At 68.2% G+C, this 14,980-nt stretch carries 10 protein-coding genes; 8 read left to right on the top strand and 2 right to left on the bottom strand.

Translation table 11 applies throughout. The annotated features are described in order from the left end of the window. The first annotated feature begins 16 nt into the window (after window positions 1–16). On the top strand, window positions 17–751 hold the full coding sequence (locus HGB41_RS02625; RefSeq protein WP_171080804.1) for a helix-turn-helix transcriptional regulator: 735 nt from the start codon (window positions 17–19) through the stop codon (window positions 749–751). On the opposite strand, the gene HGB41_RS02620 is transcribed toward HGB41_RS02625, so the two are convergent. Continuing rightward, on the bottom strand, window positions 726–998 hold the full coding sequence (locus tag HGB41_RS02620; RefSeq protein WP_171080802.1) for a helix-turn-helix domain-containing protein: 273 nt from the start codon (window positions 996–998) through the stop codon (window positions 726–728). The two genes, HGB41_RS02625 and HGB41_RS02620, sit on opposite strands and share 26 nt — an antisense overlap. A gap of 157 nt (window positions 999–1,155) precedes the next feature. On the opposite strand from HGB41_RS02620, the gene HGB41_RS02615 reads away from it, so the two are divergent. Beyond that, window positions 1,156–1,740, top strand: coding sequence for an acyl-homoserine-lactone synthase (locus HGB41_RS02615; protein WP_171080800.1), 585 nt, complete (start codon window positions 1,156–1,158; stop codon window positions 1,738–1,740). Here HGB41_RS02615 and HGB41_RS02610 read toward each other — a convergent pair. Then, a complete protein-coding gene (locus HGB41_RS02610) occupies window positions 1,737–3,782 on the bottom strand; it encodes a prolyl oligopeptidase family serine peptidase (RefSeq protein WP_171080797.1) in 2,046 nt (681 codons plus the stop codon). The genes HGB41_RS02615 and HGB41_RS02610 overlap by 4 nt on opposite strands. A gap of 137 nt (window positions 3,783–3,919) precedes the next feature. Between HGB41_RS02610 and HGB41_RS02605 the strand changes: the two genes are divergently transcribed. From HGB41_RS02605 to recD, 6 genes are all read left to right on the top strand, one after another. Next, window positions 3,920–4,663, top strand: coding sequence for a CHASE domain-containing protein (locus HGB41_RS02605; protein ID WP_171080795.1), 744 nt, complete (start codon window positions 3,920–3,922; stop codon window positions 4,661–4,663). 47 nt (window positions 4,664–4,710) lie between these two features. After that, window positions 4,711–5,535: a PAS domain-containing protein gene (locus tag HGB41_RS02600; RefSeq protein ID WP_171080792.1), complete on the top strand. Its 825-nt coding sequence runs from the start codon at window positions 4,711–4,713 to the stop codon at window positions 5,533–5,535. Then, window positions 5,502–5,696 (top strand): Hpt domain-containing protein, encoded by a 195-nt coding sequence (locus tag HGB41_RS02595; protein WP_171080790.1) that lies wholly within the window; start codon window positions 5,502–5,504, stop codon window positions 5,694–5,696. Before HGB41_RS02600 ends, HGB41_RS02595 begins: the two co-directional genes overlap by 34 nt. A 93-nt stretch (window positions 5,697–5,789) precedes the next feature. Continuing rightward, on the top strand, window positions 5,790–9,176 hold the full coding sequence (gene recC / locus HGB41_RS02590; RefSeq protein ID WP_171080788.1) for an exodeoxyribonuclease V subunit gamma: 3,387 nt from the start codon (window positions 5,790–5,792) through the stop codon (window positions 9,174–9,176). Beyond that, a complete protein-coding gene (gene recB / locus HGB41_RS02585; RefSeq protein WP_171080786.1) occupies window positions 9,173–12,835 on the top strand; it encodes an exodeoxyribonuclease V subunit beta in 3,663 nt (1,220 codons plus the stop codon). Before recC ends, recB begins: the two co-directional genes overlap by 4 nt. Beyond that, entirely contained in the window at window positions 12,822–14,780 is a 1,959-nt protein-coding gene (recD, locus tag HGB41_RS02580) for an exodeoxyribonuclease V subunit alpha (protein ID WP_171080784.1), read from the top strand. The genes recB and recD overlap by 14 nt, the downstream gene beginning before the upstream one ends. The last annotated feature ends 200 nt before the right edge of the window (window positions 14,781–14,980 follow it).

The raw sequence follows: 14,980 nt of genomic DNA, 5'->3' as shown, positions 1-14,980 counted from the left end.
GTCCCGACATTGACCCATGATTGACACCGCGCTACTTATCGAGCTGCTCGAAGCCCCCTCCGACCAGGATTGGACGGAACGCCTGTTTGCCTTGTCGCGCGACCAGGGCTTCGAGCAGGTCTTGTATGGTGTGGTTCCGTCGCGACACGTGCGTTTCGAAAATGCCTTTCTTCGAAGTAACTATTCTTCAGAATGGCGGGACCGCTACGACAGCAATGGATTTGCGTATGTCGATCCGACGGTGGGCCATTGCCTGTCGAGTACGCTGCCCCTGATCTGGGCCCCGGCCACCTTCGGCAGCGGGGCGCCCGGTGCGCTCTACGAGGAAGCCAGCGCCCACGGCATCCGCAGCGGCGTCACGCTGCCGGTCCACGGCCCCCAGGGCGAAGTCGGGATCATCAGTTTCGCGTCGGACGCGCGTCCCGACGCGCCTTTCGTGCGCTCGGTGGCCGAGGCCTTGCCGGCATTGTCCCTGATCCGCGACTATGCCTTCGCCTCGTCCGCGCGCTGGCGCGAAGCCAAGCTTGAACCCGAGCTGCCGCGCCTGACCCGGCGCGAGCTCGAGGTGCTGCAATGGGTCATGGCCGGCAAATCGTCGTGGGAAGTCGCCCGGATCACCAGCTGTTCCGAGGCGACCGTGAATTTTCACCTGGCGAACGTGCGCCAGAAATTCGGCGTCAACACCCGCCAGCAAGCGGTGGTCAAGGCGATCTCCTGCGGCCTGCTCACACCTGAAGATCACCGTCGCTGAGCCGGCCGTTGACATAAAGGCGCAACAGGATCGCGACCGGGGCCGGCACTGCCAGGCCGGTCTCGAAGCGGCTGCCGCTGGACTGTGTTACCCCGAAACGGCTCCAAAAACGCTCCTGGCTTTCGCGCTTGGCGATCCGCAGTCGCCGCAGTTCATGCGGCGCCGACTGCCTTGTTCCTGACAACTGCGCGGCCTGTTGCGCTTCCAGTTCCGCCGCCAGTGCTTCGCACATCAACTCGCTTCCCATGGTGTCTCCTTTCCGTCGGTGTCTATGCAAAATGCAAGTATTTCACTGGCGATGGAAAGAGCCACCTAGCAGTGTTGCTAGTTCCGGTCGTGCCCGCTTTGCATGAACCTTGTATGCGCAATGCATAGGGTTAATCAACCACAAACAGGGGCTCATCATGACAATGCAGATCAAGATTGCTACACGCCGCGAATTCAAATCGAAGGACCTGTGGGAAATGCACACGCTGCGCGCCAAGGTGTTCAGCGGAAGGCTGGGATGGGAAGTGCCGGTGCTGTCGGGCATGGAGATCGACGGCTACGACGCACTCGAACCTGGCTATATGCTGATGCGCGAACCGGGCGGCGTGCTGCGCGGCTGCTGGCGCCTGCTGCCGACCGAAGGCCCTTATATGCTCAAGGATTCCTTCCCGCAGCTGCTCGAGGGCCGCGAAGCGCCCAGCGACCCGCACATCTGGGAGCTGTCGCGCTTTGCGATCGAGACCGACGCGGATAGCCGCTACGGTTTCTCTGAAATGACCTTGGAGTCGTTCGAGGCCATTGTTCGCTATGGCATCGAGACCGGCCTGACCCATTACGTGACCGTAACGACAACGGCGATGGAGCGCCTGACGCGCCGCGCCGGTGTGGTCCTCAGCCGCATCGGGGCGCCCCAGGTCATCGGCGTCGAAACCGCGGTGGCGCTGACCATCGACGTGCAGGCGACCTGGGATGCACTGTTCGCCAAACGGCTCGTCGCTTAAAGGCCGAGTCGCAGCTTGAGCGCGAGATAAGTCCAGGTCAGCGCCCACATGCGCGCGGTTTGCGCATTGTCGGCCGCGCCGGCGTGGCCGCCCTCGGTGTTTTCCCAGTACAGCACTTCCTGGCCCAGCTCCAGCATGCGCGCCGCCATCTTGCGCGCATGGCCGGGGTGGACCCGGTCGTCGCGGGTCGAGCTGGTGAACAGCACGGGTGGATAGGCGGTGCCGGGATGCAGGTTGTGATAGGGCGAGTAGCGGCCGATCCATTCCCATTCTGCAGGAATATCGGGATTGCCGTATTCGCCCATCCAGGAGGCCCCGGCCAGCAGCTGGTGGTAGCGCCGCATGTCGAGCAGCGGCACCTGGCAGACCACGGCGCCGAACAGCTCGGGGCGCTGGGTGAGGACGGCGCCGACCAGCAGGCCGCCATTGCTGCCGCCCATGATGCCCAGGTGCGGCGGGCTGGTGAGCTTGCGGCGCACCAGGTCGTCGGCGACGGCGATAAAGTCGTCGAAAGGGCGCTGGCGGTGCTCTTTCAGCGCCGCCTGGTGCCAGCGCGGCCCGAACTCGCCGCCGCCGCGGATATTCGCCAGCACGTAGACGCCGCCCGCCTCGAGCCAGGCGGCGCCGCTGATGGCGCCATACGCAGGCTTGAGCGAGACCTCGAAGCCGCCATAGCCGTACAAGACCGTCGGGTTGGCGCCGTCCAGCGGCGCGCCCTGCCGCATGACGACGAAATAGGGCACCCGGGTTCCGTCCGGCGAATGCGCCTCGAACTGGGTGGTGGCCAAACCAGCGGCGTCGAAGAAGGCCGGCATGGCTTTCAGGGGCGCGCGCAGCGCATGGCTTTCCTCCTTGCCGGCTTCCATCAGGTAGAGCGTGGTCGGTTCGGTGAAGCCGGTCACGGCCAGGAAGTATAGGTTCGACCCGACCTCGTCATAGGCCCAGGCTTCGAGCGCACCGATCGAGGGCAGGGCGAGCTCGCGCCGGCGCCACACGCCATCTTCAAGGTGCAGTTCGACGATCCGGTTCTTCACCTTGTCGAGCAGGGTCAGGAGCAGGGCATCGCGCGTGACTGTGACGCCGTCGAGCGAAGTCGAAGGCGTCGGCGCGAACAGCACTTCGAAGGCCGGCACCCCGTCGAGGAAGGTATCGAAATCGGCCGCCAGCAGCGCGCCCTGCGGGTAATGGCGGCCATCGACTTCCCAGTCGGAGCGCAGCTCGACCACCACCTGGCTGCGCACCGCGAAGGCCTTGGCGTCGTCGGGCTTGGGCAGCTTGCGCAGGCGGTCGCCGTCGCGCACGAACAGTTCGCTGCTGTAGAAGCCGACCTGGCGCAGGACGAATTCGCGCTCGAAGCCGGGCGTCTGGTCGCGCCAGCTAGAAACCGACATGTCGCTGGCCTGCGCCTCGAACACGGTCAGCGCCGCGTCCAGGGGCTGGCCGCGCCGCCACTGCTTGACGATGCGCGGATAGCCGGAATCGGTCATTGAGCCCGGGCCGAAGTCGGTCCCCACGAACAGCGTGTCGTGGTCGATCCAGGCGACGTCGCTTTTCGCTTCGGCCAGCACGAAGCCGTCGTCGACGAAGCGTTTCGCGATCGGGTCGAACTCGCGCACCACGCGCGCATCGCCGCCGCCGCGCGACAGCGAGACCAGGCAGCGCGCCGCGCCAGGCTCGATCCAGGTGGCGCCACCCCAGACCCAGTTCTCGCTTTCCGCCAACGCGAGAGCGTCGAGGTCGATCACGGTTTCCCAGGCGGGCTCCGGCTTGCGATATTCCTCCAGCGTGGCGCGGCGCCAGATGCCGCGCACGTGGCTGGCATCGCGCCAGAAGTTGTACAGCAGCTTGCCGTGGCAGCCCGCGTAGGGGATTTTTCCGACCGAGTCGAGGATGGACGTCAAGCGGGTGCGCAGGCCGGCGAAGCCCGGCTGCGCTTCCAGCGTGGCTTGGGTGGCGGCATTGCGTTCGCCGACCCAGGCGCGGGCAGGCTCGCCCTCGAGGTCTTCGAGCCAGCGGAACGGGTCGTCGGGATCATGCAGCATGGTCTTCAAGGTCTTGTTAATATGGATGAGTAGGGTAAATACGCCCGTTGCGGTGGATAAGCGTGATGATGTAGCGGGCATGCCCACTCTATACTACCCGCCATATCGGGCGTCCCGATCCGCCGGCCCTGGAGAACATGCATCCATCGTCGACCCGCAGTTTCACGGCCAGCCCGCGCCGGGCAACGCTTGCCGCCACCTGGTCGGCCGGGGTGGTGCTGTCCTTCGTGGTTGGCCTGCTGCTCTACCAGTTCGCGCACCAGGCGGTCGAGGATGACGCGCGGCGCCGCTTCGACAGTGTCGCCCAGCTGGCGCGCGAGCGCGTCTCCGCGGCCATCGCTTCGTATGCGCGGGTGGTACGCGGGCTCGCGGCCCTGCACACGGCGGGCGACGGGCCGCTCACCCGCTTGCGCTTCCACCGTTATGTCGCCACGCTGGATTTGCCGCGCGAATTCCCGGCGCTCGAAGCAGTCTCCTTCATTGCACACGTGCCGGATGCGGCGCGCGATGCTTTCGTCGCCAGCGTACGCACCGACCGCAGCGTGGACCCGGCGGGCAATCCCGGCTTCGACATCAGCCCGCCCGGCCGCCGTCCCTCCTATGAAGTGATCACCTGGGTCGAACCGCCGAACCTGCCCGTCACCAGGCTTGGGGTCGACATCGCGATAAACCCGAAGGTGGCGGCGACAGTCGCACAGGCACGTGACAGCGGCCTGATCGCGGCCTCCGGCCATCCGGTCCGGATCGATTACCCGAAGCCGCGCATCGTGCTCGGCATGCGCGAGCCGCTCTACCTGGGCGGCGCGCTGCCGGCCACGGTCGAGGAGCGGCGCACGCGCTATTTCGGCAGCATCGGCATCGCGTTTCGGTCGAGAAGCTGATACGGCGCGCGCTCGGCCAGGCCGAGGGGCAGCAGGTGCAGCTCAGCGTGTATAGCGAACCCGGGCCGCGCCAGGCCGGGCAGCGACAGGCGGATGCCCCGCTGGCGCTGCATCTGCAAGACCGGATGCTGGCGGGACCGGACGTGCGCGGCAAGCCCACGCCCGCCGGGCATTTCACGACCCTGCTCGAGATCGACTACGTCGGCACGCGCTGGAAGGCGCATTTTTCTGCGCCCCGCGACGCCATGGTCGATGGCCACCAGCGCTACCTGCCGCTGCTGGCGCTGGCCTCCGGTTTCGTCGGCACGCTGCTGGCCTTCGCCCTGTTCCTGAACTTGTACCGTTCGCGCCGCGCGGCGCTCGACCAGCGCCTGCTGCTCGATTCGGTGCTGGACAACCTGGACGCCTACGTCTACCTGAAGGACGCCGAGCGGCGCTTCCACTACGTGAACGCGAAGAGCGCGGCGGTGGTGGGGCTGCCGGCGCCAGAAGTCATCGGCCGGCGCGACCTCGAGCTCATGCCTGCGGTGCGCGCCAACGAGATCTGGGAGCGCGACCGCGCGGTGCTCGAGAGCGGCCAGTGCAGCGCAAGCCAGGTCGAACAGGCGCTGCCCGACGGCAGCAACCGCCAGCTGTGGAGCGTGCGGGTGCCCCTGCATTCCGAAGGTGCGGCGCCGGCGGTGCTGTGCATTTCGACCGACGTCACCGCGCTGCATGAGCTCAAGGCGCGCGCCGATGCGGCCAACCAGGCCAAGAGCGACTTCCTGTCGAACATGAGCCACGAGATCCGCACCCCGATGAACAGCATCATCGGGATGAGCGACCGGCGGCCGCGGCCGTGGCGCACCAGGTCAAGTCCTCGGCCCGGGTGATCGGGGTCGGCGCCTTTGCCGACGTGTGCGAGGAACTGGAAAGCCAGTCGGGCCGCCCGGCCCAGGCGCGCGCCCTTTCTGCACGCCTGCGGGCCAAGCTGGTGCGCATCGAGCGCAACATCACGGCACAGCTCGGTTTGAGGGCGGAGGACAGGCGCTGAGCCTGTATTGACGCGGCGCCGCAGCAGCCTGCGGCCCTTCCGCCCAGGCCCCAAACGGGGTATCCTTGCCACCTGAGCAGCCCAACCATACAGATGTCCTCCGCGATCACCCCCGGCTTGTTAATTTTGCACGGCAACCAGATGGAGTTGCTGCGCAGCGCCATGTTCGACTGGCTGCGGCGCCACCCGCTGGGACCGCTCGAACAGGAGACCATCCTGGTGCAGTCGAACGGCGTGGCCGAATGGCTGAAAATCGCCATGGCCGAAGACATGGGCGTGTGCGCCGCCACCCGCGTGGCACTGCCGGCGCGCTTCCTGTGGGAAGCCTACCGCTGCATGCTGGGGCGCGAACGTGTGCCCACCCGGGCGCCCTTCGACAAGGACCCGCTCACCTGGCGCCTGATGCGCCTGCTCCCCGGCCTGATGCAGGACGCCAGCTACACCCCGCTGGCGCAATTCCTGGGCGACGGCTGCCCCGAGCGGCGCCTTCAGCTTGCCGAGCGCCTGGCCGACCTCTACGACGGCTACCAGGTGTACCGCGCCGACTGGCTCGAAGACTGGGAAGCCGGGCGCGACGTGCTGCGCCGCGCGGTGGGCGAGCCGCTTGCCCTGGCCCCCGACCAGAAATGGCAGGCCTGCCTGTGGCGCGAGATCCATGCCAGCCTGCCGCCCGAACAGCGCGTCACGGGCCGCGCCGCCATCCATGCGCAATTCCTGGCCGCCAGCGAGGCGGGCCGCGCGCCTGCTTCGCGCCTGCCGCGGCGCGTGATCCTGTTCGGCATGTCGACCCTGCCTTACCAGACCCTGCAGGCGATTGCCGCGCTGTCGCGCCACACGCAAGTGCTGTTCGCGGTGCCGAACCCCTGCCGCTTCTACTGGGGCGACATCATCGAAGGGCGTGAACTGCTCAAGGCCGCACGCCGGCGCCAGCAGCCACGCTCCGGCATCGACCTGGCCGAAGTGCCGCTCGAAGAACTGCACGCCCACACCCATCCGCTGCTGGCGAGCTGGGGTCGCCAGGGGCGCGATTTCGTGCGCATGCTCGACGAATTCGACAATGGCGAAGGCACGCGCTACGAGAATATGCGGGTGGACCTGTTCGACGATGGCGAAGGCCATACCTTGCTGGCCCAGGTGCAGGCGGCGGTGCGCGACCTGCTGCCGCTGTCCGAGCATCCGCATGTGCCGCCCTTCGACGATATGTCGATCGAATTCCACCTCACCCACAGCGTCCAGCGCGAAGTCGAGGTGCTGCACGACCAGCTGCTGTCCTGGTTCGCGAAAGATCCCACGCTGCGCCCGCGCGACATCGTGGTGATGGTGCCGGACATCGACACCTTCTCGGCCGCCATCCACGCCGTGTTCGACCAGCACCGCCGCCTCGATCCGCGCCATATCCCGTTCGAGATCGGCGACGTGCGCGACCGCAGCGTGAATCCGCTGCTGGTGGCCCTGGAATGGCTGTTGCGCCTTCCGCAGCAGCGCTGCCGCCAGAGCGAAGTGCGCGACCTGCTGGACGTGCCGGCAGTGGCCGCGCGCTTCGGCCTGGAGTCCGGCGACCTGCCGATCCTGGGCCGCTGGATCGAAGGCTCGGGCGTGCGCTGGGGCCTGGACCGCGAGCACCGCGCCGGCCTTGGCCTGGGCTCGGCGGGCGAGCAGAATGCCTGGATCTTTGGCGTGCGCCGCATGCTGCTGGGTTACGCCAGCGGGGCCGGCGCCAGCTTCGGCGACATCGAACCGTATGCGGAAGTGGGCGGGCTGGACGCCGCGCTGGCCGGTTCGCTGGCCCAGTTCATCGAGACCCTGCTCGACTGGCGCGCGGCGCTGGTGCAGGCGCGCACGCCGAATGAATGGGGAGAAGCCGCGCGGGCACTGCTGGCTGCCTTCTTCCACGCCGGGATCGAAGCCGACCGCCTCACGCTGGCGCAGCTGAACGACGCGCTGCAATGCTGGCTCGAGACCTGTGACAGTGCCGGCTTCGACGAACCGGTGCCCCTTGGCGTGATGCGCGAAGCCTGGCTGGCGGAACTCGACCAGCCGACCCTGAACCACCAGTTCGTTTCGGGCGGCGTCACCTTCTGCACTTTGATGCCGATGCGGGCCGTGCCTTTCCGCGTGGTCTGCCTGCTCGGCATGAACGACGGCGACTTCCCGCGCCGCACCCACCAGGCCGATTTCGATTTGCTGGCGCTGCCCGGCATGGCGCGCCCTGGCGACCGCTCGCGCCGCGACGACGACCGCTACCTGATGCTGGAAGCGCTGCTGTCGGCACGCGACAAGCTGTATATCAGCTGGGTTGGCCGCAACGTGCGCGACAACAGCGAGCAGCCGGCCTCGGTGCTGGTGGCGCAGCTGCGCGACTACCTGGTCAATGGCTGGGACCTCGATTTGTCCGAACGTACGGTCGAACATGCGCTGCAGCCCTTCAGCCGGCGCTATTTCGAGCATGGCGGCCTGCTGACCTATGCGGGCGAATGGCGCTCGGCCCACGGGCTGGACGACGGCGCGCCCGCCCTGGTCGAAGTGCTGCCGCCCTACGAGCTCGAGCCGGGCTTCGTGCTCAAACTCGGCGAACTGGCGGCCTTTTTGCGCCAGCCGGCGCGCTATTTCTTCCGCCGCCGGCTCGGCGTGGTGTTTGGCGAAGCGGCCGTGGTGGGCGAAGACGAGGAACCGTTCGCGCTCGACGCGCTGGAGCGTTATTTCATCGAAGACCACCTGCTGGACGACAGCGGCCCGGCGGAACAGCCGCACGAAGTGCGTTCGGCCCTGCACACCCGCGCCGAGCGCCTCGCGCGCGAAGGCGTGCTGCCGATCGGCCTGATGGGCCGCCAGTGGCAGCAGGAGCTGGTCGACGGCCTGGTGCCGGTGCGCACCGCCTGGCTGGCGCTGGGCGCGCGCTTCCCGCAGCTGGCGCCCAAGCGCGCAGTCAGCCTGGCCATGGACAATGGCCTGGTATTGGACGACTGGATCGACCGCCTGCGCACCGACGGCGAAACTACGGCCTGGCTGATGCAGGTGTCCTCGAAAGTGCTGGACCGCGAAGGGCGCCCGCGCGGCGACAAACTGATCGGCCCCTGGCTGCGCCAGCTCGCTGCCGCAGCAAGCGGCGCGCCGACCGCCGGCCACCTGGTGGCGCGCGACGCGGTCTTGACGATGGCGCCGCTCGATCCGGTGGAAGCCGCCGCAACGCTGCACGACCTGGGCGCGCTGTGGCGCACCAACCTCGACCGCCCGCTGGGCGTGGCCTGCAAGACCGCGCTGGCGCTGCTGCAGGAAGGCGACGCCCGCGTTACCTACGATGGCAGCTATGAGATGTCGGGCGAGGTCGATGAACTCTGCCTGGCGCGCCTGTGGCCCGATTTCGCGACCCTGATCGCGGCCGGCGACTGGCCGCACGTCGCGCGCGACTTGTATGGTCCGCTGGCCGACTGGATCGAGGCCGGCGTGCGCGTCGCGCCGCTGGATGGAGGCTTGGCATGAGCCAGCACCTCGACCCCCTCGACTTCCCGCTGCATGGCTCGCGCCTGATCGAGGCCTCGGCCGGCACCGGCAAGACCTGGACCATCGCCGCGCTCTACCTGCGCCTGGTGCTCGGCCATGGCGGCGAGGCCGCTTTCGTGCGCCCGCTGCTGCCGAGCGAAATCCTGGTGATGACGTTTACCCGCGCGGCCACGCGCGAACTGGCCAACCGCGTGCGCGAGCGGCTGGTCGAAGCGGCCGCCTATTTCCGCGGCCAGCTCGACAAGAACGATCCTTACCTGCGCGAGCTGGCCGGCGCCTACCCGGGCGAGGCCGAACGCAATGTCGCCGCCCACCGCCTGGTGCTGGCGGCCGAGACGATGGACGAGGCGGCGATCTTCACCATCGACGCCTGGTGCCAGCGCATGCTGCGCGAGCACGCTTTCGACTCCGGCAGCCTGTTCGACGAAGAACTGGTCACCGACGAGCGCGCACTGTTCGAGGACGCGGCCCACGATTACTGGCGCCAGCACATCTATCCGCTCAACGCGAACCTGCTGGGCTCGGTGTTGGGATGCTGGAAGGATGTCGATGCGCTGAAAAGCAGCGTGCGCGAGCTGGTGAGCCGCACCCATTTGCTGGGCGAGTGTGCGCAGGAGCCCCTGGGCAGTCTGGTAGCCCGCATCGAGCGCGCGCTGCGCGCCGAACTGGTGCAACTGAAAGATGGTTGGGCCGCGCGCGCCGACGAGATGGAAGCCTGGATCGCCGGTCACCGCGAGCGCCAGCCCAAGTGCTTCAACGGGAACAAGATGCGCGCCGATTCGCTGGTCAAGTGGTTCGAGGCGCTGCGCGCGTGGGCCGCGGACCCGGCAATGGTGCTGCCGGCCCTGAACGACACCGCCTGGAAACGCCTCTGCCCGGACGGCATCGTGGACGCCTTCAGCAAGGATTTCGTGGCCGAGGTGCCGGATTGCTTCGGCTTCACCGCGCCGCTGAAGGACGCCCTGGAAGCGCTCGACCCGCTGTCGCATGCGCTGCTGCGCCACGCCGCCAGCCATATCGGCGGGCGCATGCGCGAACTGAAGGCGCGCAACCGCCAGTTCGGCTTTGCCGACATGCTCGAGCGCCTGAAGGCCGCGCTCGAAGGACCGAACGGGGAAGCGCTGCGCATGCGCATCGTGCTGCAGTTCCCGGTGGCGATGGTCGACGAATTTCAGGATACCTCGCCCGACCAGTACCGCATCTTCGACCTGCTGTACCGGGTGGCGGCGAACGACCCGCAGCAAGGCCTGTTCCTGATCGGCGACCCGAAGCAGTCGATCTACGGCTTTCGCGGCGCCGACATCCACAGCTATTTGTCGGCGCGCCGCGCGACCGAAGGGCGGCATTACCAGCTTGGCACCAACTACCGCTCCACCAGCCAGCTGGTGGAAGCGGTGAACCAGCTGTTCCGCCACGCCGAGGGACATGAAGCACATGCCGGCTATCCCGGCGGCGCCTTCCGCTTCCGCCGCGGCGAAGACAATCCGCTGCCTTTCGAGGCGGTGGCGGCCCAGGGCCACCGCGAGCGCCTGGTTGGCGCCGATGGCCCTTCGCATGCGATGTCCCTGTGCTGCGCGGCCCAGATGAGTCAGGAGGAATACCGCGAATTCTTCGCCCACCACTGCGCCGAGCATATCGTAGGCCTGCTGGGCGACGAGCGCGTGGGCTTTCTTGAGGGCGAGCGTTTCCGCCGGCTGATGCCTGCCGATGTCGCCATCCTGGTGCGCGACCGGCGCGAGGCAGCGGCGGTGCGCCGGGCGCTGGTGCAGCGCAAGGTTGCCAGCGTCTACCTGTCCGACAAGGACTCGGTGGTCGAGAGCGAAGAGGCGGCCGACGTGCTGCGCTGGCTGTACGCGGTGGCCAACCCGCTCGACGGCACCCTGGCACGCGCGGCGTTCGCGACCCGCACGGCCGGCCTGGCGCTCGGTGAGCTGGCCAGGCTCTCGAGCGACGAAATGGCCTGGGAAGGGCGGGTCGAGCAGCTGAAAGCCTTGCATGGCACCTGGCAGCGCCAGGGCGTGCTGGCCATGCTGCGCCGCTTCGTACACGAACTCGGGCTGCCGGCGCGCCTGCTGCGCGAAGCCGGCGGCGAGCGCCGCCTGACCAATTTGCTGCACCTGGCCGAACTGCTGCAGGAAGCCAGCACCCAGTTAGAAGGCGAGCAGGCGCTGATCCGCTGGCTGGCCGAACAGCTCGAGGGCGTGGGCGAGGGCGGTGACGAACGCGTGTTGCGCCTGGAAAGCGATGCCGAACTGGTGAAGGTGGTCACGGTCCACAAGTCGAAGGGCCTGGAGTATCCGCTGGTCTACCTGCCGTTCGCGGTTACCGCGCGCCGTACCGACCGCCGCAACCGCGCCTTCTTCGAATTCGTCGGCGAAGACGGCGCCCGCCGCCTGGACCTGTCGATGGGCGACGAAGCGCTGGAAGCCGTGGACCGGGCGCGCCTGGAAGAAGACCTGCGCCTGCTGTACGTGGCCTTGACGCGCGCGCGCCACTTCCTGTGGCTGGGGGCGGCGCCGATCAGCGGCCGCAGCAAGAGCGACAACCGTTTGCACGAGTCGGCGCTGGGCTACCTGCTGGGTGGTGGCGACAAGATCGATGGCGAACTCCTGCGCGAGCGGCTGGAGCGCCTGCGCGGCGGTGTCGATGGCATCGTGCTGCACGATCTGTCCGAACCGCAGGGCCGCACGCCGCTGGTGCGCGAGGACGTTCGTCCCGACCTGCTTGCGGCGCCGCGCTACGAGGCACGCTTCGAGCGTGACTGGTCCATCGGGTCCTTCACCTCGCTGGTGCGCCATGCGGTGGCGGCGCCGGTACCGACGCCGATGCGGGCGCAGGAAGAAACCCTGCGCGAAGAAGAACCCTCGGCGCCCACGCCGCCGCGCATCGAAGACGCGCCCTGGCACCGTTTCCCGCGCGGTTCGGTGCCCGGCAATTTCATGCACGAGCAATTGGAGTGGATGGCGCAGGAAGGCTTCGAGCGCGCCGGCGAGCCGGAATTCATGCAGCGCCTGGCCCAGCGCATCGAGCGCGCCGGCTGGGGCCATCGCCAGGAAGACGCGCTCAGCTGGCTGCATGCGGTGGTGAACACGCCGCTGCCGCCGGTGGGCGCAGCGTTGTGCGAGCTGGTCGATCCGGTGCCGGAACTGGAATTCTGGTTCCCGAGCGAGCGGCTCGACGTGGCGCGTCTCGACCGCCTGTGCCGTGCGCGCATCATGAAGGGTATCGACCGGCCGACCCTGCCGGACCGGACCCTGCACGGCATGCTCAAGGGCTTCGCCGACCTGGTGTTCGAACACGAGGGGCGCTTCTGGGTGCTCGACTACAAGACCAATGCGCTGGGACCGGGCGATGCTGCCTATACCCAGGCGGCGATGGAGCTCGGCATGGCGGGCCATCGCTACGACATCCAGGCCACCATCTACCTGCTGGCCCTGCACCGCCTGCTGCGCAGCCGGCTGGGCGATGCCTACGAGCCGCGCAAGCAGCTGGGCGGCGCGGTCTTCCTGTTCCTGCGCGGGATCGCCAACCCGGACACGCGCGGCTGCTGCGTGCTGGCGCCGGACCTGGAACTGCTGGATGACCTGGAAGCGTTGCTGGACGAGGATCGGGTGAAGGACGAGCATGGCGAAGCCTGAAGCAAACATCGATGCGCTGTGGAGCGAACTGGCGCAGCTGAGCGAAGCGGGGGAACTGCGCCGCCTGTCCTGCGCCTTTGCGCGCTTCATCGCTTCGCTCGGGGCGGCGGCGCCGGCGCTGGTACTGGCATCGAGCGTGCTGTCCGAGCTGGAAGGCCATGGCCACAGCTGCCTGCTGCTGGCCGACCTGGCCGCCGGCCCGGCCGAACTGCTGGGCTGGAGCGACGAGCAATGGAAAGACCTGGCGCGCCACGCCGGACCGCTGCCGAAGAACGCGCAGGCCTGGGCCCAGCAGCTGGCGGGCTGCGCGCAGGTATGGGAAATCGGCGCTTTCGATTATGACCAGCCGCTGGTGCTGGACGGCGAGCGGCTCTACCTGCGCCGCTACTGGCGCGACGAGATGCTGGTGGCCGATGCGGTGCGAGGGCGCGCCCTGGCCACCCGAGAAGTCGATGATGCATCCGTGCGCGGCTGGCTCGATATCCTGTTCGCCTCGCAGCGCACCTCCGGACATGCCGACGGGCCGGACTGGCAAAAGCTCGCCTGCGCGATTGCGCTGCGCGGCTCGGTGGCCATCATCACGGGCGGCCCCGGCACCGGCAAGACCTATACCGTGGCGCGCCTGCTGGCGCTGCTGTTCGCCACTGCGCCGGAAGCGGCCAGCCAGCGCATCGCGCTCGCCGCGCCGACCGGCAAGGCGGCCGCGCGCCTGAAGCAGTCGATCGACAAGGCCCTGAACGAACTGGCCGAAAAGGTCGGTTCCACCCTGCCTCTGCGCGAACTGACCCTGCGCATGGGCGCCGCCCGCACCCTGCATAGCCTGCTGGGCGCGCGACCGGATACCCGCGCCTTCGCCCACCACCGCGGCAACCCGCTCGACGTCGACGTGCTGATCGTCGACGAAGCCTCGATGGTCCACCTCGAAATGATGGCCTCGCTGCTCGATGCGCTGCCGCCGACTGCGACCTTGATCCTGCTGGGCGACAAGGACCAATTGGCCTCGGTGGAAGCCGGCGCCGTGCTCGGCGACCTGTGCCACAACGCCCAGGCCGGCGGCTATACGCCCGCCACCCTCGACTACGTGCGCGCGGCCAGCGGCGAGGCGCTGCCGGACGACTTCATCGGCGACGGCGGCACCCTGGCCCAGCAAACCGTGATGCTGCGCCACAGCCGCCGCTTCGGCGGCCCGATCGGCCGGCTCGCGCTGGCCGTGAATGCCGGCGACGCGCCCAAGGCGGAAGCGGTGCTGCGGGCCGGCGAGCCAGGCGTGCGCTGGATCGAGAACGCCCAGCAGCAGCAGGTCTTGCTGCTGGCGCAGTCCGGCTACGGACCCTATCTGGATGTGTTGAATACGGGCTCTGGGAGCCCATTTAACACAAATCATGAAGAATGGGTGCGCCAGATCCTGCAGCGCTTCGAATCCTTCCGCATCCTGTGCGCGGTGCGCGACGGCGAGTGGGGCGTATCCGGCCTGAACGAGGCGATTGCCGGGCGCCTGGCCCAGGCCGGCCTGCTGCGCCCGAGCGGCGAGTGGTATGTCGGCCGCCCGGTGATGGTCACCCGCAACGACTACGGCACCGGCGTGTTCAACGGCGATATCGGCCTGACCCTGCTTGATCCGGCGCGCCCGGGCGCACTGCGCGTCTATTTCCTCGAGGGCGAAGCGGTACGCAGCGTGCTGGCGACCCGCCTGCGCAATGTCGAGACGGCGTTTGCGATGACGGTGCACAAATCCCAAGGATCGGAATTCCGCCACACCGTGCTGGCCCTGCCGCGCGAACGCGGCGCCATCCTGACGCGCGAGCTGGTCTACACCGGCATCACCCGCGCCAGCGAACAATTTACCCTGGTGTCGCCGCCAGGCACGGTGCTGGCCGAGGCGGTTGCCTTGCGTACCCACCGCACCAGCGGCCTGCGCGGCATGATTGCGCACAGTCCACGCTAGCCATCGCGGTCCACGGCGCTGGTCCGGCGCCGTCGCAGGCCCTTCACCGCGCTGCACCATTGATCCAGGCTAAGCCGGGCGAGCCCTGGCGACATTTCCCCCGAACTCAGCCATAGCCTGAGGGTCTTATTTCAGTTGAGACCAGGACCGGCGGCCTGATGCAGCGTGACCGATCATCCGATCGATACGCCCTCAGCGCA

This window comes from Telluria aromaticivorans (genome assembly GCF_013003915.1).
In the GTDB taxonomy this organism is placed as follows: Bacteria; Pseudomonadota; Gammaproteobacteria; order Burkholderiales; family Burkholderiaceae_D; genus Telluria; species Telluria aromaticivorans.
This window is presented reverse-complemented; position numbering and strand designations above follow the sequence as displayed.